Source organism: Shinella sumterensis (genome assembly GCF_004514425.2).
In the GTDB taxonomy this organism is placed as follows: domain Bacteria; phylum Pseudomonadota; class Alphaproteobacteria; order Rhizobiales; family Rhizobiaceae; genus Shinella; species Shinella sumterensis.
This window is the reverse complement of sequence record NZ_MYFN02000005.1, coordinates 115,462-142,043: the sequence shown is the minus strand read 5'-3', so window position 1 is coordinate 142,043 and position 26,582 is coordinate 115,462. Positions and strand designations below refer to the sequence as shown.

The 26,582-nt window shown below is 64.7% G+C and carries 28 protein-coding genes, 1 tRNA gene and 2 pseudogenes; 14 read left to right on the top strand and 17 right to left on the bottom strand.

Annotated features, from left to right (window positions below):
- Positions 1-14 precede the first annotated feature (14 nt).
- On the bottom strand, positions 15-458 hold the full coding sequence (locus B5M41_RS12050; RefSeq protein WP_134648461.1) for a metallopeptidase family protein: 444 nt from the start codon (positions 456-458) through the stop codon (positions 15-17).
- Positions 459-824: 366 nt separating this feature from the next.
- Here B5M41_RS12050 and B5M41_RS12045 point away from each other — a divergent pair, with 366 nt between their 5' ends.
- Positions 825-1,136, top strand: coding sequence for a (2Fe-2S)-binding protein (locus B5M41_RS12045; protein WP_134648636.1), 312 nt, complete (start codon positions 825-827; stop codon positions 1,134-1,136).
- The gene (gene bfr, locus B5M41_RS12040) at positions 1,102-1,587 is read left to right on the top strand and encodes a bacterioferritin (RefSeq protein WP_134648459.1); all 486 of its coding nucleotides are present in this window, start codon (positions 1,102-1,104) and stop codon (positions 1,585-1,587) included. The genes B5M41_RS12045 and bfr overlap by 35 nt, the downstream gene beginning before the upstream one ends.
- A gap of 54 nt (positions 1,588-1,641) precedes the next feature.
- On the opposite strand, the gene B5M41_RS12035 is transcribed toward bfr, so the two are convergent.
- The 10 genes from B5M41_RS12035 to obgE form a co-directional block, all read right to left on the bottom strand.
- Entirely contained in the window at positions 1,642-2,169 is a 528-nt protein-coding gene (locus tag B5M41_RS12035) for an RNA pyrophosphohydrolase (RefSeq protein WP_134648457.1), read from the bottom strand.
- Between the two features lie 9 nt (positions 2,170-2,178).
- Positions 2,179-3,372, bottom strand: coding sequence for a divergent polysaccharide deacetylase family protein (locus B5M41_RS12030; RefSeq protein ID WP_134648455.1), 1,194 nt, complete (start codon positions 3,370-3,372; stop codon positions 2,179-2,181).
- 70 nt (positions 3,373-3,442) lie between these two features.
- Positions 3,443-4,765: a S41 family peptidase gene (locus B5M41_RS12025; RefSeq protein ID WP_134648453.1), complete on the bottom strand. Its 1,323-nt coding sequence runs from the start codon at positions 4,763-4,765 to the stop codon at positions 3,443-3,445.
- The gene (locus B5M41_RS12020; RefSeq protein ID WP_230640063.1) at positions 4,755-6,185 is read right to left on the bottom strand and encodes a murein hydrolase activator EnvC family protein; all 1,431 of its coding nucleotides are present in this window, start codon (positions 6,183-6,185) and stop codon (positions 4,755-4,757) included. Before B5M41_RS12020 ends, B5M41_RS12025 begins: the two co-directional genes overlap by 11 nt.
- Before the next feature lie 122 nt (positions 6,186-6,307).
- The gene (gene rlmH / locus B5M41_RS12015) at positions 6,308-6,790 is read right to left on the bottom strand and encodes a 23S rRNA (pseudouridine(1915)-N(3))-methyltransferase RlmH (protein WP_134648634.1); all 483 of its coding nucleotides are present in this window, start codon (positions 6,788-6,790) and stop codon (positions 6,308-6,310) included.
- Between the two features lie 134 nt (positions 6,791-6,924).
- Positions 6,925-7,404: a ribosome silencing factor gene (gene rsfS, locus B5M41_RS12010; protein WP_160871824.1), complete on the bottom strand. Its 480-nt coding sequence runs from the start codon at positions 7,402-7,404 to the stop codon at positions 6,925-6,927.
- A gap of 31 nt (positions 7,405-7,435) precedes the next feature.
- The gene (locus tag B5M41_RS12005; RefSeq protein WP_230640071.1) at positions 7,436-8,044 is read right to left on the bottom strand and encodes a nicotinate-nucleotide adenylyltransferase; all 609 of its coding nucleotides are present in this window, start codon (positions 8,042-8,044) and stop codon (positions 7,436-7,438) included.
- A 37-nt stretch (positions 8,045-8,081) separates the two neighbouring features.
- Complete coding sequence (locus B5M41_RS12000) at positions 8,082-9,359, bottom strand: glutamate-5-semialdehyde dehydrogenase (RefSeq protein WP_134648449.1); 1,278 nt, start codon at positions 9,357-9,359, stop codon at positions 8,082-8,084.
- On the bottom strand, positions 9,352-10,524 hold the full coding sequence (gene proB / locus B5M41_RS11995; protein ID WP_134648447.1) for a glutamate 5-kinase: 1,173 nt from the start codon (positions 10,522-10,524) through the stop codon (positions 9,352-9,354). Before proB ends, B5M41_RS12000 begins: the two co-directional genes overlap by 8 nt.
- Before the next feature lies 1 nt (position 10,525).
- Positions 10,526-11,536: a GTPase ObgE gene (gene obgE / locus B5M41_RS11990; protein ID WP_134648445.1), complete on the bottom strand. Its 1,011-nt coding sequence runs from the start codon at positions 11,534-11,536 to the stop codon at positions 10,526-10,528.
- A gap of 85 nt (positions 11,537-11,621) precedes the next feature.
- Here obgE and B5M41_RS11985 point away from each other — a divergent pair, with 85 nt between their 5' ends.
- Positions 11,622-12,482, top strand: coding sequence for an endonuclease/exonuclease/phosphatase family protein (locus tag B5M41_RS11985; protein WP_134648443.1), 861 nt, complete (start codon positions 11,622-11,624; stop codon positions 12,480-12,482).
- Positions 12,483-12,642: 160 nt separating this feature from the next.
- On the opposite strand, the gene B5M41_RS11980 is transcribed toward B5M41_RS11985, so the two are convergent.
- The 4 genes and pseudogenes from B5M41_RS11980 to rplU all read right to left on the bottom strand — a co-directional run.
- Positions 12,643-13,233 carry a GNAT family N-acetyltransferase gene (locus tag B5M41_RS11980; protein ID WP_134648441.1) on the bottom strand — a complete coding sequence of 197 codons (591 nt, stop codon included), beginning with the start codon at positions 13,231-13,233 and terminating at the stop codon, positions 12,643-12,645.
- A complete protein-coding gene (locus tag B5M41_RS11975) occupies positions 13,230-13,862 on the bottom strand; it encodes a GNAT family N-acetyltransferase (RefSeq protein WP_134648439.1) in 633 nt (210 codons plus the stop codon). Before B5M41_RS11975 ends, B5M41_RS11980 begins: the two co-directional genes overlap by 4 nt.
- A 126-nt stretch (positions 13,863-13,988) precedes the next feature.
- A complete protein-coding gene (gene rpmA, locus B5M41_RS11970; RefSeq protein WP_134648437.1) occupies positions 13,989-14,258 on the bottom strand; it encodes a 50S ribosomal protein L27 in 270 nt (89 codons plus the stop codon).
- 88 nt (positions 14,259-14,346) lie between these two features.
- A pseudogene (gene rplU / locus B5M41_RS11965) lies at positions 14,347-14,658 on the bottom strand (50S ribosomal protein L21); the annotation flags it as partial.
- Positions 14,659-14,996: 338 nt separating this feature from the next.
- Here rplU and B5M41_RS11960 point away from each other — a divergent pair.
- A tRNA-Ser gene (locus B5M41_RS11960) sits at positions 14,997-15,086 on the top strand.
- 71 nt (positions 15,087-15,157) lie between these two features.
- Here the strand turns inward: B5M41_RS11960 and B5M41_RS11955 are convergent.
- Positions 15,158-15,957, bottom strand: a pseudogene (locus B5M41_RS11955) (endonuclease/exonuclease/phosphatase family protein).
- A gap of 222 nt (positions 15,958-16,179) precedes the next feature.
- On the opposite strand from B5M41_RS11955, the gene B5M41_RS11950 reads away from it, so the two are divergent.
- From B5M41_RS11950 to B5M41_RS11905, 10 genes are all read left to right on the top strand, one after another.
- On the top strand, positions 16,180-16,998 hold the full coding sequence (locus B5M41_RS11950; RefSeq protein ID WP_134648433.1) for an SDR family NAD(P)-dependent oxidoreductase: 819 nt from the start codon (positions 16,180-16,182) through the stop codon (positions 16,996-16,998).
- An 80-nt stretch (positions 16,999-17,078) separates the two neighbouring features.
- A complete protein-coding gene (locus B5M41_RS11945; protein ID WP_134648431.1) occupies positions 17,079-18,377 on the top strand; it encodes an ABC transporter substrate-binding protein in 1,299 nt (432 codons plus the stop codon).
- Positions 18,378-18,535: 158 nt separating this feature from the next.
- Entirely contained in the window at positions 18,536-19,231 is a 696-nt protein-coding gene (locus B5M41_RS11940) for an ABC transporter ATP-binding protein (RefSeq protein WP_306159437.1), read from the top strand.
- Positions 19,228-19,959, top strand: coding sequence for an ABC transporter ATP-binding protein (locus B5M41_RS11935; protein WP_134648429.1), 732 nt, complete (start codon positions 19,228-19,230; stop codon positions 19,957-19,959). The genes B5M41_RS11940 and B5M41_RS11935 overlap by 4 nt, the downstream gene beginning before the upstream one ends.
- Positions 19,946-20,803, top strand: a complete 858-nt coding sequence (locus B5M41_RS11930) for a branched-chain amino acid ABC transporter permease (protein ID WP_134648427.1) — start codon at positions 19,946-19,948, stop codon at positions 20,801-20,803. The genes B5M41_RS11935 and B5M41_RS11930 overlap by 14 nt, the downstream gene beginning before the upstream one ends.
- 4 nt (positions 20,804-20,807) lie before the next feature.
- The gene (locus B5M41_RS11925) at positions 20,808-21,851 is read left to right on the top strand and encodes a branched-chain amino acid ABC transporter permease (protein ID WP_230640062.1); all 1,044 of its coding nucleotides are present in this window, start codon (positions 20,808-20,810) and stop codon (positions 21,849-21,851) included.
- Positions 21,848-22,861, top strand: coding sequence for a zinc-dependent alcohol dehydrogenase (locus B5M41_RS11920; RefSeq protein WP_134648425.1), 1,014 nt, complete (start codon positions 21,848-21,850; stop codon positions 22,859-22,861). The genes B5M41_RS11925 and B5M41_RS11920 overlap by 4 nt, the downstream gene beginning before the upstream one ends.
- 25 nt (positions 22,862-22,886) lie before the next feature.
- Positions 22,887-23,666, top strand: a complete 780-nt coding sequence (locus tag B5M41_RS11915; protein WP_134648423.1) for an alpha/beta fold hydrolase — start codon at positions 22,887-22,889, stop codon at positions 23,664-23,666.
- Between the two features lie 59 nt (positions 23,667-23,725).
- Complete coding sequence (locus B5M41_RS11910; RefSeq protein ID WP_134648421.1) at positions 23,726-24,952, top strand: acyl-CoA dehydrogenase family protein; 1,227 nt, start codon at positions 23,726-23,728, stop codon at positions 24,950-24,952.
- Positions 24,949-25,563, top strand: a complete 615-nt coding sequence (locus tag B5M41_RS11905) for a flavin reductase family protein (protein WP_134648419.1) — start codon at positions 24,949-24,951, stop codon at positions 25,561-25,563. The genes B5M41_RS11910 and B5M41_RS11905 overlap by 4 nt, the downstream gene beginning before the upstream one ends.
- A 33-nt stretch (positions 25,564-25,596) precedes the next feature.
- On the opposite strand, the gene B5M41_RS11900 is transcribed toward B5M41_RS11905, so the two are convergent.
- Entirely contained in the window at positions 25,597-26,547 is a 951-nt protein-coding gene (locus B5M41_RS11900) for a LysR family transcriptional regulator (protein WP_134648417.1), read from the bottom strand.
- Positions 26,548-26,582: the final 35 nt, after the last annotated feature.

Genomic DNA, 26,582 nt, shown 5'->3' with positions numbered 1-26,582 from the left:
GGGCTTGACCCGCTTCAGGAGGATTGCTCCGCCGCGATCTCCGCGCTCGCCTCGATGCGCTCCATATCATCGTCGGACAGGCCGAAATGATGGCCGATCTCGTGGATGAGGACATGGGTGACGATGTCGCCGAGCGTTTCCTCGTTCTCCGCCCAGTAATCCAGGATCGGACGGCGATAGAGCGTGATGCGGTTCGGCATTTCGCCTGTCTCGACGGTGAAACGCTCGGTGATGCCGCGGCCCTCGAACAGGCCGAGCAGATCGAAGGGCGTTTCGAGCGCCATGTCCTCGAAAACATCGTCGCTGGGGAATTCGGAGATCTCGATGATCAGGTTGCCCGTCAGCGCGCGGAATTCCTCCGGCAGGTGGCCGTAGGCCTCGAGCGCAAGGGATTCGAATGTGCTGATAGTCGGGGCGTGGCGGTTGCGCCAATCCTCGGTCTGGTCAATGCGGGCCATGAAGTCTCCTTTGACCGTCATATAGACGATTTCCAGCGTTTTTCGAGGGTTGAATTTGCACGCCGGGCATGCGCGCCGGGCGTCCCTCAAGGCGAGGCGGGACGATTCGTGTCGCCAGACGCGTGGCAAAGGCGGCAGACCGTCTTTTATGCAATAAAACGTGATCAGTCAGTTTGTCGCATGCTTTCGCGATTTTTGTCCGCTGGTTTGAGGCGTAAGCGCATGAAAAGACGATATTTTTAATCAAGATTAGAACGACTCTAAGTTTGCGCAGGGCAGCAAGTGATGCGATCATTCTTGACAGCCAATGTCCTCTTTTGCTTAATCCCGGAAACTCAGTGCTTTGCGTATGACGGGCAAGTCGAAATGCTGGTTTGCAGCTGCAATTTCATCACCGAAAAGGACATCGTCGACGTGATCAACGGCCTCCTCGACGAGGACTGTTGGCAGCTCATCGTGCCTGCGAAAGTCTATCACGCGATGCAAAAGCGTGGCCGCTGCTGTGGCTGTTTTCCCAACGTCGTGGACATCATCATCCGCACGACGGAGCAATACCACGCCCGCGGCGACTCGACGGATGCCGAGATTTTTGATTTCATGACCCGCCTCAAACAATTCCATGAAGAAAACAGGAGAGCGGATCTTGAAAGGCGACACAAGGGTCATCGAGCAGCTTAACGAAGCGCTCTATCTCGAGCTGGGTGCTGTCAACCAGTACTGGCTTCACTACCGCCTTCTCGAGGACTGGGGTTACACGCTTCTCGCCAAGAAGGAACGTGCCGAGTCCATCGAAGAAATGCAGCACGCCGACAAGCTCGTCGCCCGCATCATCTTCCTTGAAGGCCACCCGAACCTGCAGACCGTCGCACCGCTGCGCATCGGCCAGAACGTCAAGGAAGTTCTGGAAGCCGACCTTGCCGGCGAATACGATGCCCGCACGGCCTACAAGAAGTCGCGTGACATCTGTCACGACGCCGGTGACTACGTCACCATGAAGCTGTTCGAAGAGCTGCTGATCGACGAGGAAGGCCATATCGACTTCCTCGAGACCCAGCTTGAGCTGCTCGGCAAGCTCGGCGAGGAAAAGTACGGCCAGCTCAACGCAGCGCCGGCGAACGAAGCCGAATAAGACCGGCCTTCATCCACGCATACGAAAATCCCCGGCTTGCCGGGGATTTTTTTGTCAGGGCGCGAGATGGGCGAAGGTCGCCACGACCTCCTCGTAGACCTTGCGCTTGAACGGAACGATGAGCTCGGGCAGGTCGCGCATGGGCTTCCACGCCCATTCGTCGAACTCGGCCGTGTGCCCGCCCGGCGGCGGGTTGATGGCGATCTCGCTTTCATCGCCCTCGAAGCGGAAGGCGAACCAGCGCTGCGTCTGGCCGCGATATTTTCCCTTCAGGCCAATGCCGATCAGGTGCGCCGGCAGGTCGTAGTTGATCCAGCGGCCGGCATCGGCGATCAGCGAGACGCTCTTCATGCCGGTCTCCTCGTAGAGCTCGCGGTACGCGGCCTCCAGCGGGTCCTCGCCCTCGTCGATGCCGCCCTGCGGCATCTGCCAGAGCTGCGGCGAGCCGTCATATTCGGAATTGCCGACCGCGAGCCGGTGACCGGCCCAGACCTTGTTTTCGGCGTTCAGCACCATGATGCCCACACAGGGGCGGTAAGGCAGGTCCTCGGCCCTGACCACCTTGTCCTTTTCCTTGCCCATCGGGAGTTCCTATCGTTTGGCGGGAATGTCTGCGAGCGATGCGACGCCGACGATTTCGATGCCGCGCGTGCCGGCTTCCTCGCACCATTCGCGGATGGCGTCCACACTTTCGTCGAAGGCCGAGGCGATGCCGATCGCGGTGCCGTTGCGCCGTGCGATGCGTTCCAGCTCATCGAGCTTCTTCAGGACGGCCGTGCGCGAGAGATCGGCGTCGAGCTGGAGGTCGGCAAAGGCATGCGGTGCGGAGACGGCGCCGGCAATGGTGCCCGAAAGCGACTGGGCGGAGCTGGCGTCGTCCAGGAAGAGCAGGCCGCGGCTCGCCACGTCGCGCATCACGGGCTCCAGCGCGTCGGCGCTGGAGAGGAAGCGGCCGCCCATGAAGTTCACGATGCCGGTATAGTTGGTGATCCGCGCCATCGCGCGGTGCAGCTCGGCAAGGTTCTGCGCCTCGCTCATGTCCGTGCGCAGCGTGTAGGGACCGGGATCGTTCTGCGGATAATCGAAGGGTTCGAGCGGCAATTGCAGCAGGATTTCGTGGCCGGCGCGCCGCGCCTCCTGCATCCAGCGCTGCAGGCTGTTGCCGCTGGCGGCAAAGGCCAGCGTCACCTCGCCCGGCAGTTCGCGGATGGCGCGCTGCGTGCCCGTCTGGCTGAGGCCGAGGCCGCCCACCACGATGGCGATCCGCGTGCCGCGCGCGCCCGACCATGGGCGGGCATACTGGTCCATCGGGCGCGTGCCGTCGAGACCGATGACCGGGATCTTGCCGTCGGAGGTGTCTTCCAGGAGATCTTCGTTCGGGAAGGCTGCCGTGCGGGCATCCTGGCCGACACGGTTTGCCTCGAGGATGACGGGACCGGTGCCGTCGCGGGTGCCGGGCGCATATTTGCGCACGACGCTTCCGTCGTCGGTGACGGTTTCCTCGACGCGGGCGCCGGAAAGGCCGTTGGCCCTGCGCACGCCGTCGCCGGGCTCGGCGGCCTTCCGGTCGGGCCCGGCATCTGCCGTTTCGATGGTTTCAGCGGGGACGGCAAACGGTTCCGTGCGCAGGCCGCTGGGCGCCAGCGCCGTCCAGCCGGACAGTCCGACCAAGCCCGCGACGGCCAAAGCAGACACGACCCTACCGGCGGGGAACCGTGACGGTCCCGTCCGTCCGGCCCTCGCCTTGCGGTCCTGGCCGAGAGGTGCGTGAATGTCTGTGCCCAAGGTCAGTCCGCGCTGGCCGGAAGGTGCGTGAAGACAGGGCCCGCGCGGTGACGGGCCCTGCGAATGCGACTTACTGCTTCAGCTCGGCCTTTTCCGGATTGGCCGGGAAGGACGGGTCGGACTTCTGGCCGCGCAGCAGTTCGAGTGCGTATTGAAGCTGAACGTCGTCCTTGGCTTCCGGCGGCACATAGGCGGAGGAGCCGGAGCCCGCTTCCGTCTCGCTCTGGCCCTGGATATGGCCGCGCAGGCTGGATTCGGCCGCGTTCTCGATCTTGCCCTGCAATTCGGGCGGCAGCGGCTGCTCGACGGTGATGTCGGGCGTAATGCCGGTGCCCTGGATCGATTTGCCCGACGGCGTGTAGTAGAGCGCGGTCGTCAGGCGCAGTGCGCCGGCGTCGCCCATCGGGATGATGGTCTGGACCGAGCCCTTGCCGAAGGAACGTGTGCCGAGCACGGTGGCGCGGCGCAGGTCCTGCAGCGCGCCGGCGACGATTTCCGAAGCCGAGGCCGAGCCGCCGTTGATCAGCACGACGACCGGCTTGCCGTCGGTGATATCTCCAGGCGTCGCGTTGAAGCGGCGGGTTTCGTCATCGTTGCGGCCGCGCGTCGAAACGACTTCGCCGCGCTCCAGGAAGGCGTCGGAGACGTTGATCGCCTGGTCGAGCAGACCGCCGGGGTTGAGGCGCAGGTCGAGCACGTAGCCCTTCAGCTTGTCGGCCGGAACCTCTTCCTTGATCTTGGTGATCGCGGCTTCGAGATCGTCATAGGTCTTCTCCGTGAAGGAGATGACGCGCAGATAGCCGACATTGTCCTCGACACGCGACTTGACGGCCCTGACAGCGATGATGTCGCGCTTGATCGTCAGTTCGATCGGCTTGTCGGCGCCCTTGCGGATCAGCGTGAGCTTGATGGGCGTGTTGACCGCGCCGCGCATCTTCTCGACGGCGTCCTCGAGCTTCAGGCCGCGCACGTCCTGTCCGTCGATCTTGGAGATGAAGTCGCCGGCCAGAACGCCCGCGCGCGAAGCCGGCGTATCGTCGATCGGCGTGATGACCTTGACGAGCTCGTCTTCCATCGTGACCTCGATGCCGAGGCCGCCGAACTCGCCCTTGGTCTGGGTGCGCATGTCCTCGGCATCCTTGGCATTCATGTAGGACGAATGCGGGTCGAGCGAGGTCAGCATGCCGTTGATGGCATTCTCGATCAGCTGGTCTTCCTTCGGCGGCGTCACATACTGGGCGCGCACGCGTTCGAAGACATCCCCGAAAATGGAAAGCTCGCGATAGGTCGACGAGCCGGCGGCTTCCGCGGGCAGCGTAACCGTGTTGATGACGCTCATGGCCGTGGCACCCATGAGTGCACCGACGATAACAAGTGAAGCCCTACGTATCATTGCGTGCCTTTCCAGAAATTTTGGCGGACCACCACGGTCGGGAATCAACCGGTTTTCCGTTCTTTCGAAACTCAATGTAAAGTGTCGGCTTGTCCGTTTCCAGCGTCAAAGCGTTCACACTTGCGATCCTCTTTTCGCCCATCACGGCGAGCGGCTCTCCCGCCACGACGAACTGGCCTTCCCGCACGTTCACCTTGTCCATGCCGGACAGGACGAGGTGGTAACCCTCCCCCGCGTTCAGAATGATCATGCGTCCGTAACTGCGAAACGTCCCGGCAAAGACGATCCATCCGTCGGCAGGGGCGGTGACGAGCGCGCCGGGATTGGTGGCGAGCGTGAGCCCCTGGGAATCGTGGCCGGTTCCGTCGGCGTCGCCGAATTGGCGCAACGGGTCGCCTGCCACGGGATAATCGAGTTTTGCCTGCAACTGTGAAAATTCATATGCGGGAGCAATGCGGTTTTTGTCGGGCACGCTGTCGCGCGCCAGCGCCCTCGCCTTCTCCCGCTCGGCCTCGCTCAGGCCGCGCCGTTCCTCTTCCTTGGCGCGGGCGAGCGCGGCGGCGTCACGCACCGAGCCGATCTCTTTCTCCAGGCTGCCGATCAGGCCTTCCAGGCTCGTCGCGCGGCCGGCCAGCTCCTCCGCGCGCCGCTTTTCGGCGGCAAGCGTGCGGTTGTTGGTTTCCGTCAGCGCCTCGTTCTGGGCGACCAGCAGTTCCGAGCGTTTCTCCTCGTCCAGCCGGATCTGCATGGCGTCCGTCAGTTCGGTCTTTTCGCGGTCGATGTCGCTCTTGATGTCCATCAGCGCGGCGAGATCGTCGATCAGCGCATCGGTTTCCTTGCGGATTCCGGGCACGACCGCACCGAGCAGGATGGCGCTGCGCACGGAGGCCAGCGCGTCGTCGGGCGTCACCAGCAGGGCGGGCGGCGGATTGCGGCCCATGCGCTGGAGGGCAGCGAGAACCTCGGCCAGCACGCCGCGCCGCTCGTGCAGCGAGGCGCGCACGCCCGCCTCCTGTTCACGCATGCCTTCGAGCCGCTTTTCGCCGGCGAGAATCTTCTCCTCCATCTGCTTTCGCAGGGCGGCGGACTGGACGATGGCGTCGCGCAGGGTCTGGCGGGACTTGTCGAGCCGGGCGATCTCCGCCTCCAGCTCTTTCGTCTTTTCCTCGGAAACGCTGATGGACTGGGAGAGCGATTCGAGTTCGCGGCGCGTGCTGTCGCGGCGAAGGGCGAGGGCCGCGGCAGGATCCGGTTCGACACGGGGCAGCGAACCGGTCTTTTCGGTCGTGACAATCGTTTCGTCCGGTTCGGCGAGGACGGGGTGAACGAGCGCAGCCACCAGGAGCACAGCCGACAGCATTGCCGGCCGCAGCAGGCGGCTGACACCTTCACCGGGATGGGCTGTGCCGGTTTTCCTCATCGTCTTCCGAACATCCGTTCCCTTCGCTCTATGCTGATTTGCGGACTTCGCCAAGAAAGAGCGCCAAAAATAGGGCTGGCGGCACAGTGCACGGTCAGGCTTGCGCGGCCATGGCGCGTGTGTCAGCTGCGATGATAGGGGTGGCCGGAAAGAATGGTGACGGCGCGGTAGAGCTGCTCGGCCAGAAGGATGCGCACGAGCTGGTGCGGCCAGGTCATCTTGCCGAGGCAGAGTGTTGCGTCCGCGCGGTCGTAGAGGGCGGGAGCGAGCCCGTCGGCGCCGCCGATCGCGATCATCAGCTCGCGCTTGCCGGCATCGCGAAAGCCGCCGAGAAGAGTGGCGAAGCCGGGCGAATCGAGCGATTTGCCGCGCTCGTCGAGCAGGATCAGCACGGCGCCGTCAGGCAGCGCCTTTTCCAGCATCGCCGCTTCCTCGCGCTTTCGCGTATCGGCGTTGCCGGCGCGGCTTTCGCCGACCTCCGTCATCTTGCCGAGTTCGAGGCCGATCGCCGGGCCGGCCTTGGCGAAACGGTCGATATAGCGGGCCGCAAGATCCTTCTCAGGGCCGGCCTTGAGCCGTCCAACCGCAAAAAGTCCCACCCGCATCGCCGAAGCCCTGTCCGTTGTCGTGGTGCGGCGATCTCTACGCACGCACCGCTCTTCCTCGCCGGACAGGCGCCCGGCGTTATGTCAAAGCGCAGGTCTCACGCAAAACCGCATCGCGGTCTTGCCGGATCCGCTCAGTGAACCGTACCGTCCTCGATTTCGGGAGCCGCCCACATCCGTTCGATGTTGTAGAACTCCCGGATTTCCGGCCGGAACACATGGATGATGATATCGCCCGTGTCGATCAGCACCCAGTCGCCGGCTTCAAGGCCCTCGACGCGGGCATTGCCCAGGCCTTCGTCCTTGAGATCGGAGATGAGGTGATCGGCGATCGCCATCACATGACGGTTCGAGCGTCCGGACACGACCACCATGTAGTCGCCCAGCGCCGATTTCCCGGCAATGTTGATGGACACGATATCTTCTGCCTTCGAGTCCTCGAGACTGGCGAGGACCAGTTGAAGGGCACGGTCGGCTGCATCGTCGCTGCGTCCCGCGCTCTTGGAGAAAACGCCATAGACGTTCCCCTTTGCGTGCACTGTTGTCAGGTTCGTTCCTTTCTGGATCAGAACAGCACGTCCCGTACCGGCAAAGCGCGCCGATACCTGCCAAATGTAGGCATCAATGGGTATCGGTTTCAAGACGTCACTTCTGAGGGATGGTTTTATCTAGGTCGGTGCGCGTGCGCAGGGCCGTGGAACTGAGCGCCGAGCGCGGCCCGTGGATGAAGGTCCAGGCGGGTGCGCGCCGGCCCGGCAGCGTCATGGCGTCCTCTTCGTCGACGCGGGCATAGTCGAAGGTCTTGGCCATGCGCGAGGAGAGATAGGCGAGCGTCGAGCCCGGCCGGTCGATGACGGCGATGGGGAAGGTGCAGGCGATCTTCCGCCAGTTCTGCCACTTGTGGAATGTCGCGAGATTGTCCGCGCCCATGATCCAGACGAAATTCACCCCGCGGTTCAGCGCCTGCACGCGCTCCAGCGTCTTGGCAGTATAGCTCTGGCCGAGCCGCTTCTCGAAGGCCGTCACCTTCACACGCGGCCCGGGCGCGATGGCCTCGCTCATGCGGATGCGCTCTGCGAGCGGCGCAAGTTGCTTGTGGTCCTTCAGCGGGTTTCCGGGCGTCACCATCCACCAGAGCTGGTCGAGGCCGAGCCGGCGCAGGGCCGTTTCGGCCACGAGCGCATGGCCCTCGTGCGGCGGATTGAAGGAACCGCCGAACAGGCCGACCGCCATGCCTTTCTCGACATGGGGCATTCTCAGATAGCGTTCTTCGACCGCGTCCGACGTCACCTCAGGGCCGCACCTGTCCGGTGCCGCGCACTCGGTACTTGAAGGAGGTGAGCTGCTCGACGCCGACGGGGCCGCGCGCATGCATCTTGCCGGTGGCGATGCCGATCTCGCCGCCCATGCCGAATTCCCCGCCATCGGCGAACTGCGTGGAGGCATTGTGCAGCAGGATCGCCGAATCGATCTCGGTGAAGAAGCGCTCGACCACGCCGGGGTCGTCGGCGATGACAGCCTCCGTATGGGCGGAAGACCAGCGGTTGATGTGCTCGATGGCGCCCGAGATACCGTCGACCAGCGAAACGGAGATGATCGCGTCGAGATATTCGGTCGACCAGTCCGCCTCGGTCGCTGGCACGAGACTGGGGATGCGCGCGCGGATCTCGTCCGTCGCCCGGACCTCGCAACCGGCGGCCAGCAAGCCTTCGACCAGCGGGGCAAGATGCGTATCGGCCGCGGCGCGGTCGATCAGCAGCGTTTCGGCGGAGCCGCAGACGCCGGTGCGGCGCATCTTGGCGTTCAGGACGATATCCCTTGCCATTTCCAGCCTGGCGGATTTGTCGACATAGACGTGGCAGAGGCCTTCGAGATGCGCGAAGACCGGCACGCGGGCCTCGCTCTGCACGCGCGCGACGAGGCTCTTGCCACCGCGCGGCACGATGACGTCGATGGCGCCGCCGAGGCCCGACAGCATGGCGCCGACGGCCGCACGATCCGTCACCGGCACATACTGGATGGCGTGCTCCGGCAGGCCGGCGGCCTTGAGACCGGCGACCAGGCAGGAATGGATAGCCTGCGATGAATTCACGCTGTCCGACCCGCCACGCAGGATCACGGCGTTTCCGGCCTTCAGGCACAGCGCGCCGGCATCCGCCGTCACGTTCGGGCGGCTCTCGTAGATCACGCCGATGACGCCGAGCGGCGTGCGCACGCGTTCGATATGCAGGCCGTTCGGCCGGTCCCATTCGGCAATGACGTCGCCGACCGGATCCTTGAGGCCGGCAATGTCGCGGATGGCGGCGGCGATGCCTTCGATGCGCTCGGGCGTCAATGTCAGCCGGTCGAGGAAGGATGCGGCGACGCCGCTCTCCTTCGCATTGGCAAGGTCGAGCGCATTGGCGGCAAGGATCGCGTCGCGGTTCGCCAGGATCTCGGCGGCCATGACTTCCAGCGCGCGGTTCTTCTCTTCCGCGCTGGCGATGGAAAGCGGACGGGCGGCGGCGCGGGCATTGCGGCCGATCGTGTCCATCAGGGCGTCGATATCGGTCCTGACCTGGTCAAGCATGGCTCAAATCCTTCCCTGCCTCGGCAGCGGCCGGCACGGCAAGGCCGGTCACCACGAGGTCGTCCCGGTGCACCATGGCGGCGCGGCCGGCATAGCCCAGAATGGCGGCGATATCCGCCGATTTCTTGCCGACGATCAGCCGCGCCTCGTCGGCATCGTAGCCCGCGAGGCCGCGGGCGATCTCGCGGCCGTTCGTACCGTAGATCGAAACCGTGTCGCCGCGCGAAAACGACCCCCATACGCCGCGCACGCCGGCGGGCAGCAGGCTTTTCCCGGCACTGAGCGCGGTTTCCGCACCCGCATCGATTTCCAGCCGTCCGGCCGGCTGCAATTGCCCGGCAATCCACGTCTTGCGCGCGGTCACAGGCGACCCCGACGGTGCAAACCACGACGAGCGTGCGCCCTCTTCGATGGCGCGCAGCGGATGGTCGACCTTGCCCGAGGCGATGATCATGGCGCAACCCGCGCCCGTCGCGATCTTGCCGGCGTCGATCTTGGTGCGCATGCCGCCGCGCGACAGTTCTGACGCCGCGCCACCGGCCATCGCCTCGATTTCCGGCGTGATGGCCGGGATGATCTCGAGGAATTTCGCGTCGGGGTCGAGATGCGGCGGGGCGGTGTAGAGCCCGTCGATATCCGACAGCAGCACCAGCAGGTCGGCGCCCGTCATGGTGGCGACGCGGGCGGCTAGCCGGTCGTTGTCGCCATAGCGGATTTCCGTGGTGGCGACCGTGTCGTTCTCGTTGATGATCGGCACGGCCCCGAGTTTCAGGAGCTGGTTGATCGTCGCGCGCGCATTGAGGTAGCGGCGGCGCTCCTCGGTATCGCCCAGCGTCAGGAGGATCTGGCCGGCGACGATAGCGTCGGCCGAAAGGCTTTCCGACCAGGCGCGCGCCAGCGCGATCTGGCCCACGGCGGCGGCGGCCTGGCTTTCCTCCAGCTTCAGGGCACCAGAGGGCACCTTCAGCACGGAACGGCCGAGCGCGATGGCGCCGGAGGAGACGACGAGAACCTCGGTGCCGCCGGCCTTCAATGCGGCAATATCCTTGCACATCGCATCGAGCCAAGCCTTCCTGAGGCCGCTCGCGCGGTCGACAAGCAGCGCCGAGCCGATCTTGATCACAATCCGGCGGTATTTTCCGAGCGGTTTGCGGTTCCTGGTCATCTCAGTCGTCGGATCCGGCATTCTTCGATTGAACGATGACGTCGCGGAGCGCGCGCAGCGTGCCGACCATGCCGACATTGGCGACGGCGGAAAGCTGCAGAACGGGCTGACCGCAGGCCTTCTGCAGCGCCTTGGACTTCTTCTTCAGCTCGTCCTCGTCGAGCAGGTCGATCTGTGAGAGCGCCACGATCTCCGGCTTGTCGGTGATGCCGCCGCCATAGGCTTCCAGCTCGTGCTTCACCGTCTTGTAGGCCTTGGCGACATCCTCCTCCTGGGCGGAGACGAGGTGCAGCAGCACGCGCGTGCGCTCGACATGGCCGAGGAAACGATCGCCGAGGCCCACGCCGTCATGGGCGCCTTCGATGAGGCCGGGAATGTCCGCCAGAATGAACTCGCCGCCGTCGATGGTCGCCACGCCCAGATTGGGATGCAGCGTCGTGAACGGATAATTGGCGATCTTCGGCCGCGCGCGCGTGCAGGTCGCGAGGAAGGTCGACTTGCCGGCATTGGGCAGCCCGACGAGACCGGCATCGGCAATCAGCTTCAGCCGCAGCCAGATGGTCTTTTCCTCGCCCTCCAGGCCGGGATTGGCCCAGTTCGGCGCCTGGTTGGTCGAGGATTTGAAATGCGCGTTGCCGAAGCCGCCATTGCCGCCGGCGGCCAGCTTGAAGCGCTGTCCTTCCTGCACGAGATCCACGATCAGCGTCTCGTTGTCTTCCTCGAAGATCTGCGTGCCGACGGGCACCTTCAACGTCACGCTCGCGCCGTTCGCGCCGGTGCGGTTGCGGCCCATGCCGTGCGTGCCGATCGTCGCCTTGAAGTGCTGCTGGTAACGGAAGTCGATCAGCGTGTTGAGGCCGTTGACGGCCTCCACCCATACGTCGCCGCCGCGTCCGCCGTCGCCGCCGTCGGGGCCCCCGAATTCGATGAATTTTTCGCGGCGGAACGAGACAGCCCCTGCCCCGCCGTCGCCGGACCGGATATAGACTTTTGCTTCGTCCAGGAACTTCATCGGCTCGCCGTTCGCTTTACTCTGATCAATATGGTCATTTTGCCGTCTTCGATATAGCCGCTTCCCGCAGAGGTCAAAGACTATCGTGAAATTCGTCAGCTATAACATCCAGTACGGGATCGGTCTCGACGATCGCCTCGACCTGCCGCGCATCGTCTCCTCGATCCATGGCGCCGACATCATCGCGTTGCAGGAAGTGACACGCAACTTCCACCGCAATGGCGGCATCGACATGGTCGCCGAATTGCAGACCCTGCTGGCGAACCACTACTCCGTCTTCTGGCCGGCCTGCGATCTCGATGCCGGATCGGCGATCGAAAAGGGCCGCGTGGTCAATCGCCGCTTCCAGTTCGGCAACATGATCTTTTCCCGCTGGCCGATCCTCTCCAGCCGTCTCATCCCGTTGCCGCGCACCCGCACGCTGGACAAGCTGAACCTCCAGCGCGGCGCCACCGAAGCGGTCATCGCCACACCGGGCGGCGCGCTCCGCGTCTACTCCGTGCATCTCGACCATGTGCACCGCGACGAGCGCATCGCCCAGATCCGGTATCTCAAGGACCGCGCCCAGCTCTACGGCTTCGAGGGCGGTGCGATTTCCGGCGCCCATGAACTCGGCCTGCCCGAACCGCCCGTGCCGGAGGACTATGTCCTGATGGGCGATTTCAACATGGTGCCGGAATCGCCCGAATATTGCGAAATGGTCGGCGGCGTCGATCCGCTTTATGGCCGCCAGATCCGCGCCGGCAACCCGGTCGATGCGATCGCCGGCCTCGGCAAGCGCCATGCCGCGAGCTTCAGCTGGATCAATCCCCAGGACCATGCCGACCGCATGTTCCTCGATTACTGTTTCCTCAGCCACGGCCTCGTGGAGCGCCTGACGGATGCCTGGGTCGACGAGACGGCCTTCGGCTCCGACCACATGCCCGTCTGGTTCGAATTGTCGTAAAGCGGCAGTTTTCCCAGCTTCGGCTGAAGCACTACCCCTCTCCTCCGTCACGGGCGGGCTTGACCCGACCATCCACCGCCGCGGGCGCCGCGTGGATCCTCGGGTTGAACCCGAGGATGACGAAAGAGAGGTGGGCGGATGTCTCCGCCCCGCTTGGTTGTCACTGCCTTGGCATCGCAGGGCGAAAATCGCCCGGCGCCAGCACGGTCTCGAGATGCGGCACCATGGCGGCGCGCGCGACGCTGAAGACGTCGCTGCAACCGGTGATGCGGAAGCCCGCCTTTTCCTGCACGCGAAGAGACGCGAGGTTGTCGGCGAAGATGCCCGAGTGGATTTCCGTGCCCGGCATGCGCATCAGGAAGCGGGCGATGGCCGCATGCACGGCCTCGCTCATATAGCCGCGCTGCCAGTAGAAGCGGTTCAGCCAGTAGCCGATTTCCCAGCCTTTGCTCCGTCTCTCGAAGGAAACGCAGCCGATATGCACGTCGTCGCCGGCGGTGATGGCGAAGGCCCAGCCATCGTTGAGATCGGTGGTCGCCACGGCAAGCCACTCGGCGGCATCCTGCCGGTCATAGGGGGCGGGAACCCGCGCCAGCATGCGCGAGACCTGGAAGTCGGCAAGCGACTGGGCGATGGCGTCGGCATCGGACATGCGGTGCGGACGCAGCACCAGGCGCGCCGTCGCGATGGTCGGGCAGGGGCCGGGGCCGGCGGTGCGGGCCCGTTCGACGGAGGTTTGCATGGCGTTCATCGCATGCCTCCCCAGCTCTTCAGCGAGACCCAGGTCTTGCGGTCGAGCCGGTACCATTCGACGGGCACCATGCCGCCGACGGCAAGGCTCTGCACCATGCCGGTCGCCTGGAACTGGAAGCCGCACTTCTGGATGACCCGCCGCGAGGGGATGTTCATGACCCGGCAGCGCGCATCGATCTGTTCGATGTCGCGGGTGCGGAAGACCATGTCGATCAGCGCATGGGCCGCTTCCGTGACATAACCCTGGTTCCAGTAGGGTTCGCCCAGCCAATAGCCCAGCTCGACCGTGCGTCCGTCGTCATGCGGCTCGATCCCGCAGCAACCGAGGAAGGCGCCGTTGTCGGCTTTCGTGATGGCATAGACGCACTTGCCAATCGCGCCGTCGCGCGTGCGTCGCACGAAATCGGCGGCGTCCGCAACCGTGTAGGGGTGCGGCATGCGGGCGACCATGTTGGCGATATTGGCGTTGTTGGCGAGATGGGCAAGGGCGTCGATGTCGTCTTCGTGCGGGGCTCTCATGACGAGCCGCGGCGACAGCAAGATCGGGCAATCGGTCCTCGACCGTTCAGGCCTTGGCCTTTCCTGGGGAGACCTTGATTGGTCTTCCCGCAACAGTTCGGTTTGCATGTTCAGTCCTCCAGAACGAAAAAGGGAGATAAGGTCTTGCCTCATCTCCCTTTTTCTTCTTCAGGCCTGAAACCTGTCGCGCCAGCCGGGTCGATGAGACGCCGGCTGTTTTAGAGCGCTACCGGCTTATTCCGCTGCTTCCGCTTTCGGGGCCACAGACACGTAAACGCGACCGTTGGCCTTCGTACGGAAATTCACATTGCCAGCCGTGAGAGCGAAGATCGTGTGATCCTTGCCGAGACCGACATTGGCACCGGGATGCCACTGCGTACCGCGCTGACGCACGATAATGTTGCCTGCGAGCACGGCTTCGCCGCCGAACTTCTTCACGCCAAGACGCTTGGACTCGGAATCGCGACCGTTGCGCGAGGAACCGCCAGCTTTTTTGTGTGCCATGGGAGTTCTCCTTTACCTGTCCGGGTTATTCGGCTGCTGCAACGGCTTCGGCTTCAGACTTCTTGGAAGCCTTCTTTGCCTTGCCGCCGGCGGCTGCGATGTCGATGATACGGACAGTCGTGTTGTGCTGACGATGACCGCGCGAACGCTTCGAGTTCTGGCGACGACGCTTCTTGAAGGCGATGACCTTCTTGGCGCGGCCGTGCTCGACGACTTCTGCGGTGACGATCGCGCCTTCGACGAAGGGCGCACCGATCGTCGCATCGGCGCCGACGCCGACCATCAGCACTTCGGTGAATTCGATCTTTGCACCAGCGTCGCCCGACAGCTTTTCAATTGTCAGAACGTCGTTGGCGGCCACGCGGTACTGCTTACCGCCGGTCTTGATGACTGCGAACATTTTGTATCCTTTCATGTTCGTGCCGGCTCTGCGCCCTGGGGCACGGCCGTCTTTTTATCAGTCGACAGGGATGGCGATGCATTGGCGCATCACCGGCTCGGGTGGTTCCCGCAGAACGCGGCGCCGAAAAATCAGGCCGCTCGACAAAAAGAACCATGTCGCGGCACGGGCGAGACCCATGCCACTGCACCTTGCGCAATAGGTGAGGGGCGGGAAACTGTCAAGGGAATTTCCGTCACCATGACAAATAGATGACCTTTCAGCAGTCAAGGCCTCTTGCCAGCCTGCACGACACCCGCTATGTACCGCCCGCGCCTCAAAGGTGCCGACCGACATCCGGAGAGGTGGCAGAGTGGTCGAATGCACCGCACTCGAAATGCGGCATACCTGCAAGGGTATCGTGGGTTCGAATCCCACCCTCTCCGCCATTCCTCGCTGATGATCGCACTCCCGCAAAACCGTCTTCACAGACGTGCTGCGATCCCCGCTGATATACTGGTTATAATTGTAGAACGAGAGGGCAGTGATCCGAGACTTCCGGGTCATGGATGACGTCGAACGACGTCACGGCGTCCACGCGGTTCACAAGCATATAGTCGGCGAACCGGCCCTGTTTCTTGTAGTGCGTGGTTCGGGTGCTCTCAATGCCACGCGCCGTCACCAGCTCATGCAGTCCGGCATCGGCGAGGATGGCGAGCGTTTCGCTGCCGGGTTCGACATTGAAGTCGCCGCAGACCACTACGACGTCACCCGGCTCTGAAATCTGTCGGAAAGATCGAGCAACCTTCGTGCCTGCGCGGCGCGTTCGGGTGTATCCATCTTGCCGTTCAGATCGCGCAGCCCGTGCATATGCGTGATACTGACGGACCGTCCCGCGCTGTGATCATAGACCCTGACGCCATGGGCGCTGCGAGACCGCGGATGCTCGCCATAGCCGGCCGGTGAAAAGCCCTTGTGAACAAAGCCCTGTATCTGGCCGATGATGGGCAGAGAGCGGCGCACGAACGTCGCCAGCCCCCATTGCGACGGGACGGGTTGGTCCTGATCCCAGAGGACGCCCTGTGCCGCCGGGCAGAAGATGGCGACATGACCGGGCAAGGCGTTCGAGACATCGCGAAAGAAGTTGGCGCGCTGCGCCAGGACGTGGTCGCCATCGCGATAGGTCAGCCAGTCCTTGCCGGATTCGGGACTGTGAATGACTTCCTGCAGGCAAAGGACATCGGGTTCGCTGTTTTTGAGATAGGGCAACAGTTTTTCGTGCAGCTTGCCGCCCCAGCCGTTCAGGCACATCACTTTCACGAATCTATCCTTCAGGCCTCAGAGTCTCGAAAACACGACTTTGGATACTTCGAGAGCCGTCTGCAAGTCGGGTCAAGGCGAATGGGTTATCCGTATCAGCGGCGCAGTTTAAGCCGGGACGACAAGGTTCCAGAACATAACGATCCGACATATTAAAGTTGAAAAAAATCATTAAAACGGGTGTTGGCCACTGTTAGCCTCCTGGTAATCGGGAGGAGAAGAATGGCGACATTGGAGGAAATGTTCGACGTTCGCGGCAAGTCGGTCATCGTGACCGGCGGCGCCAGTGGCATCGGCCGTGCTTATGCCGAGGTCATGGCGGACAACGGCGCGCGGGTCTGTATTTTCGATCTCAATCCAACGCAGCTCGACAGCGTCGTGGCCGAACTCAAGGCCGATGGCGGCGATGTCTGGGGGCAGGTGGTCGATGTGGCCGATCGTGCCCGCATGAAGGAGGCCTTCGATGCGGTGGCCGAACGCCATGGCCGCATCGACGTGGTCTTCGCCAATGCCGGCATCGATGCCGGACCGGGCTTCCTGTCGACGACCGGCGAACGCATCCCCGAAGGGGCGATCGACGTGCTCGACGACCATCACTGGGACCGGGTCATCGAGGTCAATCTCTCATCCGTCTACACCACCGTGAAACATTCCGCGCGCCACATGAAGGCGACGGGCGGCGGCCGCATCATCGTCACATCCTCGATTGCTGCGCAGATCAACGAGGCGATCGTCGGCACGCCCTATATGCCGGCCAAGGCGGGCGTCGACCATTTCGTCCGGCAGATGGCGATGGAGCTGGGCATGTTCGGCATCCTGGTGAACTGCATCTCGCCCGGGCCTTTCATGACGAACATTGCCGGTGGGCGGCTGAAGATCCCGGCCGACCGCAAGGCCTTCGAGGAGCAGTCGCTGATCGGCCGGATCGGCGACACCGAGGATATCAAGGGGCTGGCGCTTTATCTGGCATCGCCCTGCTCATCCTATGTCACAGGGAGCCAGATCGTGATCGACGGCGGTTCGATGAACCGCATCAAGTGAGGCGATTGCCGGGTCTGGGAGGACCGGCCGCCACCGCATGCGCGTCAAGACGACAAGAACACCAGAGGGAGGAGACCAAGGTGGACCTGAAGACGAAATTTGCGCAGCCATCCCGCCGCACCCTGCTCAAGGGCATGGGGGCCGGCCTTGCCGCCGCCACGCTCGGCGCGCCGATGATCGCCAGGGCGCAATCGGCCGGCACGATCAAGCTCGGCTTCGTGACGCCCACCACCGGTCCCCTCGCGCTGTTCGGCGAGACGGACGGCTGGGCGGCGCAGAAGGTCAAGGAGATGCTGAAGGACGGCCTGGAGACCGCCGCCGGCAAGTTCGATGTCGAGATCCTGATCCGCGACAGCCAGTCCGATCCGAACCGCGCCGCCGAAGTTGCCGGCGACCTCATCCTGAACGACGGCGTGCATCTGCTCCTGCCGGCCTCGACCACCGATACCGTCAGCCCTTCGGCCGACCAGGCCGAACTCAACGAATGCCCGTGCCTGTCGACCGGCGCCCCCTGGCAGGCCGTGATCTTTCCGCGCGGCGGCCAGAACGAGCCCTTCAACTGGACCTACCACTTCTTCTGGGGTCTCGACGAGGCGCTGAACACCTTTGTCGGCCTGTGGAACACGCTCGACACGAACCGCAAGGTCGGCATGCTGTTTCCGCAGAACGCCGATGGCGAGACCTGGGGCAACAACGATTACGGCCTGCCCGCCCCCACCCAGAAGGCCGGCTTCGAGATCACTGTTCCCGGCTTCTTCCAGCCGCGCACCAACGACTATTCGGCACAGATCGCCGCGTTCAAGAATGCCGGCTGCGAAATCGTCGGCGGCATTACCTATCCCGATGACCTCAAGACCTTCGTCAACCAGTGCGCCCAGCAGGGCTACAAGCCGAAGGCCATCACCGTGGCCGCAGCACTTCTCTTCCCGGGCGGCGTGCAGGCGCTCGGGCCGCTGGGCGACGGCATGTCCTCGGAAGTCTGGTGGACGCCCGCCTTCCCGTTCAAGTCGACGCTGACGGGCCAGGTGAGCCGCGAGATCGCCGACCAGTGGGAAAGCGAGACCAAGAAGCAGTGGACGCAGCCGCTCGGCTATAGCCATGCGATCTGGGAAGTGGCGCTCGACATCCTCAAGCGCGCCGCCAACCCGCTCGATCGCGCCTCGATCCGCGACGCCATGGTCGAAACCAAGGTGGAGACGCTGATCGGCAAGGTCGATTTCTCCAGCGGACCGCACAAGAATGTCTCGACGACGCCGATCTTCGGCGGCCAGTGGGTGAAGGGCGATAAATGGCCCTACGACCTGAAGATCGTCGACAACACCGTCAACAAGCTGTTCGAGCCCGAACAGAAGATGAAGGTAATCCCCTGGGCGAGCTGAGCCCGGGCATGCTGGACATGGTTGCCGGGCGGCAATGCGCCCGGCCACAGGCAGAACCATCCGAGTGCATGAGAAAACCGGGCACGCAGCGCGTGGAGGCGCTTGCCGCGGCCGGGGCGGAGGATCGATTGGACGGCGTATTGCTAGAAGCGAGAGGATTGAGCAAATCCTTCGGTGCGCTCCGCGTGCTGCACGACATCAGTTTCGATGTCCGGCGCGGCGAGGTGCTGGGTATTCTCGGTCCCAACGGCGCCGGCAAGACCACGCTGTTCAACCTGATCAGCGGCGACCTGCACAACGATGCCGGCGACCTTGTTTTTGGCGGTGAACGGCTCGTCGGCCAGCGGCCCTATGCGCGCTGCAAGATCGGCATCGGCCGGACCTACCAGATCCCCCGGCCCTATGTGGGCATGTCGACCTTCGAGAATCTGCTCGTGGCGGCCACCTTCGGGGGCGGGCGCACGGAGGCGCAGAGCTATGCGTTCTGCGCCGAGATCCTGCGCGACTGCGAGCTGGCGGACAAGGCCAACCGCTCGGCCGGATCGCTGACGCTGCTCGATCGCAAGCGGCTGGAGCTTGCCCGTGCACTGGCGTCCGGCCCGAGCCTGCTCCTGCTCGACGAAATTGCCGGCGGGCTGACGGATGAGGAAGGCAAGGCGCTCGTGCAGCTGATCCGCCGCATCCGCGACCGCGGCGTCACCATCGTGTGGATCGAACATGTGCTGCACGCCCTGCTGGCGGTGGCCGACCGGATCATGGTGCTGAACTTCGGCGAGAAGATCGCCGAGGGCCAGCCGGATGACGTCATCAAGGACCCGGAAGTCCGCCGCGTCTATATGGGGATCGAGGCATGACGGCAAAGACGCTCCTCTCCACCCACGATCTCAAGGCCCGCTACGGCGATTTCCAGGCGCTCTACGGTGTCGATTTCGATATCGCCGAGGGTGAAGTCGTCGCCCTGATCGGCGCCAACGGTGCGGGCAAATCCACGCTTTTGAAATCGATCATGGGCCTGATCAGGGTCGGGGCCGACATGGTGCGTCTCGATGGCCGGCCGGTCGGCGGCAGCAAGCCGCACCACATGGTGGCCGATGGCGTGGCGATCGTGCCGGAGGGACGCCGGCTGTTTGCCGGCATGTCGGTGCTCGACAACCTGCGCGTTGCCGTCGATCATGCCGCACCAGGCCGCGGCGATGCCTGGACGATCGAGCGCGTCCATGCGTTGTTTCCGATCCTGAAGGAAAAACAGGCGGTGCCGGTCCAGTCGCTCTCCGGCGGCCAGCAGCAGATGGTGGCGATCGGCCGCGCGCTGCTCAACCAGCCGCGCCTGCTTCTGTGCGACGAGATCAGCCTCGGGCTGGCGCCCAAGGTGGTCAAGGAAATCTACCAATCCATCCCGTCGATTTCGGCAAACGGCACGGCCATCGTGCTGGTGGAGCAGGATGTCGGCCTCGCCAAGTCCTCTTCGGACCGGCTCTACTGCATGCTGGAGGGCCGCGTGACGCTGACCGGCCGCTCTGCGGACCTGTCGCGCGAGGCGATCGGCGAAGCCTATTTCGGAGCATCCCATGCAGTGGCTTGACGGACTGGTCCAGGGCGTTCTTCTGGGCGGCCTCTATGCACAATATGCCCTCGGCATGGCGCTGATGTTCGGGGTGATGCGGGTCGTCAACATCACCCATGGCGACCTCATGATCCTGCTGGCGCTGGTCGGCATCAGCCTCGCCTCGACCTTCGGCCTCGGCCCCTGGTCGGTGCTGGTGGTGCTGGTCGCGCTCGGCGGCATCATCGGCATCATCCTGCAGCGGCTGATCCTCAACCGCGTCGTCGGTGCCGATCCGCTGCCATCGCTGATCGCCACCTTCGGCCTGTCGATCGCGCTGCAGAACGCGATGCTGCAGGTCTGGTCGGCCGACACGCGCTCGCTGCCGAGCGACGGCCTCGCCCAGGCGTCCTTCCAGCTCGGGCCGCTCTTCGTCGGCGTGCTGCCGGTGATCGTGCTGGGCACGGCCACGGTGCTGACGGCGGCGCTTGCGGTCACGATGCAATATACCCGCTTCGGGCGCTCGCTGCGCGCGGCCGCCGCCGATGTCGAGGCGGCTGCGATGACGGGTATCGACCCCAAGGCCGTCTATGCCGGCGCGACCGCGCTTGCCGTCGGTATCCTGGGCTTTGCGGCCGTCTTCCAGTCGATGCGCGCAACGGTCTCGCCGGCCGATGGCGCCTTCCAGCTCATCTATGCCTTCGAGGCGGTCATCATCGGCGGCATGGGTTCGATCTGGGGCGCCTTCATCGGGGCCATGGTGCTCGGCATCAGCCAGTCGATCGGGTTCCGCATCGATCCCGGCTTCGGCATCCTCGCCGGCCACCTCGTTTTCCTCATCATTCTCGCACTGCGGCCGCAGGGCATTCTCGGAAAGGGCTGAGACCGTGACCCAAGCGTTCGCAACCGCATCAGCATCGGCCGGCGCCATGGATCTTCCGCCGGTGCGCGTCCAGCGCCAGACCCTGTCGGGCGTCGTCGCCATGGGGCTCGGCATCGTCGCGCTCCTCGCCATCGCCGCGATGCCGTTCTGGGCGAGCCAGGGGCTGATCCGCGATGTTGTCGAGCTCTGCTGCTACATCGCCGTCGCGCAGATGTGGAACCTGCTTGCCGGCTATGCCGGGCTGGTATCGGTCGGCCAGCAGGCCTTTATCGGCGTCTCCGCCTACATGATGTTCGTGATGGCGCAGCTCTGGGGCATCAACCCCTTCGTCGCCGTCGTGCTCGCGATGATCGCGCCGGCCCTGCTTGCCATTCCCACCTATGGCCTGCTGCATCGGCTCGACGGTCCCTATTTCGCAATCGGCACCTGGGTCATCGCCGAGGTGCTGCGGCTTGGCACATCGGTCTTCGGCTATGTCAACGGCGGGGCGGGCATGAGCCTTCGCGTCATGACCGGCTATTCGCCCATGGAACGCGCCATCGGCGTCTCGCTGCTCTGCGCGCTGATGCTGCTCGTCACGGTCGGCGGCAGCTACTGGCTCCTGCGCTCGCGCTACGGGCTGGCGCTCATCGCCATGCGGGACAATCCCGTCGCCGCCGCCAGCCAGGGCGTGAATGTCGGCCGGCTGCGCTTCCTCATCTGGGTCGCCGCGGCGGTCGGCACGGGTCTTGCCGGTGCCATCTATTTCATGGCGCAGCTGCGCATCACCCCGCCCTCCGCCTACGATCCGAGCTGGGCCAATATCGCGATCTTCATCGTCATGGTCGGCGGACTGGGCTCGCTGGAGGGCGTGCTGATCGGGGCGCTGATCTACTTCTTCGCCGAGCGCTGGTTCGGCGAATATGGCGCGACCTACATGGTGGTGCTCGGCCTGCTCACCGTGTTCATGGCGCTGTTTGCGCGCGGCGGCCTCTGGGGTCTCATCTGCAAGGTCGTCGATGCCCCCTGGTTCCCGACACGTCGGCGTCTGATGGAGGACCGGACATGAAGGCCGTTCTGTTCGATGCTGTCGGATTGCCGTTGACCGTGGGCGAGCGCCCCGCCCCGGAGCCAGCGGAGGATGAAGTCCTGCTGAGGATCGCCGCCTGCGGTATCTGCGGTTCCGACCTGCACATGACCGAGGATCCCAAGACGTTCGGGCTCAACCGCCATGACGTTCTCGGCCATGAATTCGCCGGTGAGGTGGTCCGCTGCGGCAGCGCTGTCCACGATCTCAAGCCGGGCGACCGGGTGGCGGTGGCGCCGATGCGTGGCTGCGGGTCCTGCGACAGTTGCCGCAAGGGCGAGCCGGCCTGGTGTGCCGAGATGGAGCTGATCGGCGGCGGATATGCGGAGTTTACCACCGTCGCCGCCCGTCAATGCCGCATCCTGCCCGACGACCTGCCCATCGAGGAGGGCGCGCTGGCCGAGCCGGTCGCCGTGGCGCTGCATTGCGTCATGCGGTCGGGGCTGAAGCCGGGCGATCGCGTGCTGATCCTCGGCGCCGGGCCGATCGGCCTGCTGGTCGCCTTCTGGGCGCGGCGCCACGGCGCGCGCGACGTCGTCGTCGCCGATATCAACACGCATCAGGAGGAGCGCGCGGCCGCCGTCGGCGCGACCGGTTTTGCCCTTTCCGGCCCCGGCCTTGCCGAGGACTTTAAGGCCCGGACGGGCGGGGAGGCCGACATCGTCTTCGAATGCGTCGGCAAGCGCGGGCTCATCGATTTCGCCTGCCGGCTCGTGCGTACCCATGGAACGGTGGTCGGTGTGGGCCTCTGCGTCGGCGGTGACGAATGGGATCCGTTCGTCGCCCTGTCGAAGGAAATCCGGCTCGTCTTTGCGGTGTTCTTCAACATGGCCGAATTCGAGACGGCGCTTGGCGCGCTCGGCCCCGGCCATTACCGCCCGCAGGCGCTGATCACGGGCCGGATCGGCTTCGATGCCGTGCCCGAGACTTTCGAGGGGCTAAGGCGCCGCACGACGCAATGCAAGGTGCTGATCGCTGCCGATGCCGCGTGACGCGAATGGACGAGGAGGAGAGGTTATGGAATTCGAGACGCTGACCCGGGACATCGACGGTGTGCGCACGGTCGTCAAGGCGATCGGCAACGGACCGGCCGTGATCGCCCTGCACGGCGCGGCGACGATCGAGGGTTACGACTGGGCGCGCGGCCTTGCCGACCGCTTCCGCGTCTACCTGCCCTTCCATCCCGGTTTCGGTGAGAGCGCCGAAGCGCCGCATATTGCCGGCATGCAGGACATGGTGGTCCACAATCTTCGCCTCGTTGCCGCGCTCGGCCTCGAGCGCCCGCATCTCGTCGGCCATTCCATGGGCGGCTGGATGGCGGCCGAGATCGCCGCGGTCGCGGGCGAGCGGTTCGGCAAGCTGGTGCTGAATGCGCCGGCCGGGCTCAATCATCCGGATCATCGCGGCGCCGACCTCAGCCGGATTCCGCCGGAAGAGTTTCCCGCCTATCTCGCGCACGATGCCGCGGTTGCGGCGCGCTACTTTCCCGGCGGTTCGGAGTGCCCTTCGGCGGAGGCCTTCGTGGCGGCCCGCGAGAAGGAGGGGCCGGCACTGGGCAACATTCTCAAGGTGCACGGCATGGGCCATCCCAATCTCGGCCGCTGGCTGAGCCGTATTCCCAACGAGACATTGATCGTCTGGGGCGACAGGGACCGCATGCTGTTGGCCTCGCAGGCGCCGCTCTGGCAGGCCGCCATTCCCAATGCCCGAATGCTGATCATCGAGGAGGTCGGCCATTTCGCCATGCAGGAAGATCCGCGCACCGTCACGGCCATCGGCGACTTCCTGGCCACGTGAAAACCGAGCGCGGCGCTCCGGGCGATCCGCGACGACAGGACCATCAAGGAGGAATTGTCATGAACGCACCTATCAAGCACGCATCCGGCTACTGGGGCACGAAGACGGACTTCGCATCCCTCATGGCGCATATCGAGACGATCGGCCCGATCCTCGACAGGAATTCCGAGGCGAACGAGAAGCTCGGCCGCCTCAACGAGGAAACCTTCGAGGCGCTCAAGCCTATCCGCATGAGCCATATCTTCGCCGGCGAGGATATCGGTGGCGCGCAGCTCTCGCCGACGCAGGGCCTGCAACTCATCGAGGCCATCACCTATCACAGCGGCGCGGCCGGCTGGGTATCGATGGTGCATGCCGGCATCGGCGCGATGTCGGCGGCCTTCCTGCCCGATACCGCCATCAGCCGCCTCTATGACGGCAAGACCGACAACCGCTTCTCCGGCCAGGGCACGCCCACCGGCATGCTGAAGAAGGTCGATGGCGGTTATCGCCTGAACGGCAAGTGGTCCTATGCCAGCGGCATCTACCACGCGACCTACACACATACCGCCGCCCTGCTGGACGACGGCAACGGCCAGCCGGCCAAGGACGAGAAGGGCGATGTGATCGTGCTCTGCGCCCATGCGCCGGTCGAAGAGCATGAATTGCTCGGCAACTGGAACGTGCTCGGCCTTCAGGCCACGGGCAGCATCGATTACGCCGCCAACGACGTCTTCATCCCTGACGACATGGTGTTCCCGATCCTGACGGCCGAGCCGCAGCGCATGCAGGAATTCTTCAGCCTCGGCGTGGTGGGGCTTGCTGCCATCGGCCATTCCGGCTGGGCCATCGGCGCCGCGCGCCGCATGCTGGACGAAGCCGCGAAATATGCCAAGACCAAGACCGGCCGCGCCGGCCTGCTCGGCGAGAGCGACAAGTTCTGGTATGATTTCGGCCGGGCGGAGGCCCGGGTTCGCGCCGCCCGCGCCTTCCTGTTCGAGGTCTGGCGCGACGTGGAATCCTCCATCGAGGCCGGCAATCGCATGACGACGCGCCATATCAGCCTGGTGCATCTTGCGAAGTCGGAAGTGCATGAGGCGGGCGTCGATGCCTGCCATTTCGTCTACCGCTCGCTCGGCGGAGCCTCGCTGCGCTACGGCGTGATGCAGCGGATCTACCGCGAGATGCTGACGGCGGCGAACCATTTCACGATCAACCCGAACATCGTCGGTGCCGCCGGCCGCGACCTGGCCGGCCTGTGGAGCGATCGCACCTGGCAGTTCTACGACCTGATCGAGAAGAAATGAGCGCGCCGGCGAAAGACATGCCGGGCACGGCGGCTGCGCCTGAAACGGGCGCCGCCCCAGCTGGCTCCGGCCTCACCGAGGCGTTCCTGGCCGCCTTCCGGCATCATCCCTCCGGCGTCGCCATCATCACGGCGGAGGGAGCGGAGGGACCGGTGGCGCTGACGGTGAGCTCGCTGATCTCGATCAGCGCGTCACCGCCGATGGTGGCCTTCTCGCTTTCGGCATCCTCTTCCAGCGCGAAGGTGGTGGAGCGCGCCGCCTCGGTGGTCGTGCATTTCGTGCGCCGCGCCGACATGCAGCTTGCCCGGCTCTGCGCCACGTCCGGCAAGGATCGCTTCGGGCCGGATGTGCGGTGGTCGCGGCTCGACAGCGGAGAGCCTTACTATCCGCAGGTCGAGCTGTGGTTTCGCGCCGAGCTGCGCGGCCGGCTGGAAACGCCGGGCGCCTGCCTGGTGACGGCGGAGCTGACTTCCGTCTCTGCCGGAACGCATGCCACCCGGCAGGCCGAGGCGCTGGTCTATTCCAACCGCGCCTGGCATGCGCTGGGTCCGGTGGTCGACACCGCCTCGGCGCCGGTGCTGTTGTGGCCGGACGATTCCGCGACCTTCTGAGACAAGAGCCGGCGAGATGCCGCCGGCTCTCCCCTAAATGCCCCAGATAACGGATTGTTCGTGGCGCTTGATGAGATGCCGCAGATTCTCGAAACTCTTGCGCAGATGCACCGAAAACGCCTCGATGGCGGGTGCCCCGAGATCGCCCGAGCGCCTGAGCAGGCCGAGTGCCCGCTCCGGATGCGGGATTTCGACCGGCAGTGCGGTGATCGCCCGGTCGTTGCGATAGGCGAAGACGACGCTGTGCGGCAGGATCGTCAATGCGTCGCTTTCCTTCATGTAGTTGATCGCGCTGGTCAGCGAACCGCCGGCATAGCGGATCTTCGTCTCGGTGGCGCCGAGCGAGAGGACGAGGCTGCGCAGGTCGGCGAGCAGCGGGCTGCCGGGCGGCGGCGCGATCCAGGGAAAATCGAGCAGCTCGGGGCCCGAAAGCTTGCGCTTGAGCAGCAACGGATGCGTGACGCGGCAGGCGACGACGTTGCGGCCGGGCAGCAGTTCCTGGAAATGCATGCCCGAGCCTTCCTCGAGCATGTCGATCGGGCAGATGGCGAGGTCGATGCGATCGGCGACGATGGCGGCTTTCAGTTCCGAAAGGTAGCCGTAGCTTTGCTCGACGCGCACGTCGGGAAAGGCATTCTGGAAGCCCGCGACCATGCCGGCGATCAGGGCATCCATGAAGAAGGGCGTGCCGCCGACGCGCACCAGCCCGGTGCGGCCATGGCGAAAGCCTTCCACCAGGCTCGATGCCTTGCGGGCGGAGGTCAGGATCGCCTGGCCGTGATCGGCCAGCGCCCGGCCGAGTGGCGTGGGCTGCAGCGGGCGTCGTCCCTTGAGGAACAGCGGCTCGCCCAGGCGCTTTTCCAGCATGGCAAGCGTGCGCGACACCGCCGGCTGGCTGAGGCCGAGCAGGGTCGCGCCCTCGGTCACGCCACCCGCCTGGACGACCGCTGCAAGCTGCGCAAGGTGCCTTTCGTCAATCTTCATAACAATAACGAATATAAATCGCCGAAAAAATTATC